Genomic DNA, 1,272 nt, shown 5'->3' with positions numbered 1-1,272 from the left:
CGAGCGCCATCGAAGAAGCCATTACCGCAGGATTATTTTCAATTGGTGAAAACAATAACTAATGGCGAGTAGCCACGCTCTTGATTTTCCATACACCATTTTCTTCTACCATGCAGTCAATGACTTTTTGAGATGACTCACCTGTTCCAAATGTCAAATAGACATTGGTACAAATAGGATCAGTTATAGTCAGATCAATACTAATATGCTTACTCCAGTCTTCATCTGCAAAATCCTGAACCTTTAGAAAATAATCCTCTTCAAGCTCATTATTCATATAAGCTTGTTTTAATTTATTCAATGTATCAATACTAACGAAAGGCTCTAATGCCGTCGGGTTATCTGCAACTGGGATGACATTATGAGCAATCTGCTTTATATACCAGGTATTGAATTTTAATGCTTGCGTATCAGCAGGAACTATTTCTGCCATAGCAAATGATGAGAATAGAAAAGTAAATAATATTAATCGCTTCATCAGTTGTGCCTATATAATTTATACGAAGGCTGACTTTTACGATAACCAGGTCCGGGGTAGACGCCATGTTCCTGCTTGAAATCTGACCACCAGTAATGCCCATCAAAAATCGCCATATGACCTGCTGCATTTCCTCCAGTATATGGTTGGATTATAGCAACATCACCTTTTACAGGATTCCCATATACTTCACGAAAACCAGCTAATACTAAATATTTCCCCATATTTTTAGCATTATCATGGTGCAATGATACGCCGCCATGTTCGATAGCTGCTGTTACTGCCCTGGCACAATAACCCGTAGCGTGTGGATGAGCATTATGTCTAACAAAATTTATAGCGGCTTCTTTATTCCACATTTACAACACCTCATTTATAAACGAAGAATATGAAATATCACAAAGCGAACCATTAGCATGAACATTAAATGCTTCTAACTCCATTTATTGACATCATCACCATGTCCCAAACTTATATTTGCAATGTGTATTATCGTTTAGTTATAAAATCAGTAACAATATTTACCCCATCAATTATGCAATGGCTTAATTTCATTAGAGATATAATTTCACACCTGTTTTTATTACTTTAAACCTTTAAATTAAAGCAAGCCTGAGCTAAATAAAAACGAATTAAAAATTCTATTTGTTAAATCTGTTTACATCCTCCTACAGACTCACATTTTGTACTCAGCACATCCACAGTCCCACCAGGCGTGGTAAACGGTGCGCTTTCGATTTTTCCACGCCTGCGCCAACGCGCAGGCCATGCATTGCACAGGTGTAGATCCGACA

General features: G+C 37.4%; 2 protein-coding genes and 1 pseudogene. All 3 read right to left on the bottom strand.

Translation table 11 applies throughout. From position 1 onward, the window contains the following. Positions 1 to 58: 58 nt before the first annotated feature. Positions 59 to 478 (bottom strand): DUF3828 domain-containing protein, encoded by a 420-nt coding sequence (locus tag FDX24_RS00035; protein WP_048213194.1) that lies wholly within the window; start codon positions 476 to 478, stop codon positions 59 to 61. After that, a complete protein-coding gene (locus FDX24_RS00030; RefSeq protein WP_061068548.1) occupies positions 478 to 837 on the bottom strand; it encodes a hypothetical protein in 360 nt (119 codons plus the stop codon). The genes FDX24_RS00035 and FDX24_RS00030 overlap by 1 nt, the downstream gene beginning before the upstream one ends. 352 nt (positions 838 to 1,189) lie before the next feature. Further along, a pseudogene (locus tag FDX24_RS23565) lies at positions 1,190 to 1,272 on the bottom strand (hypothetical protein); the annotation flags it as partial.

Source organism: Citrobacter sp. wls716 (assembly GCF_005280975.1).
In the GTDB taxonomy this organism is placed as follows: Bacteria; Pseudomonadota; Gammaproteobacteria; order Enterobacterales; family Enterobacteriaceae; genus Citrobacter; species Citrobacter youngae.
Note: the sequence above shows the minus strand (reverse complement) of the source record. Positions and strands in the feature narration are given on the sequence as shown.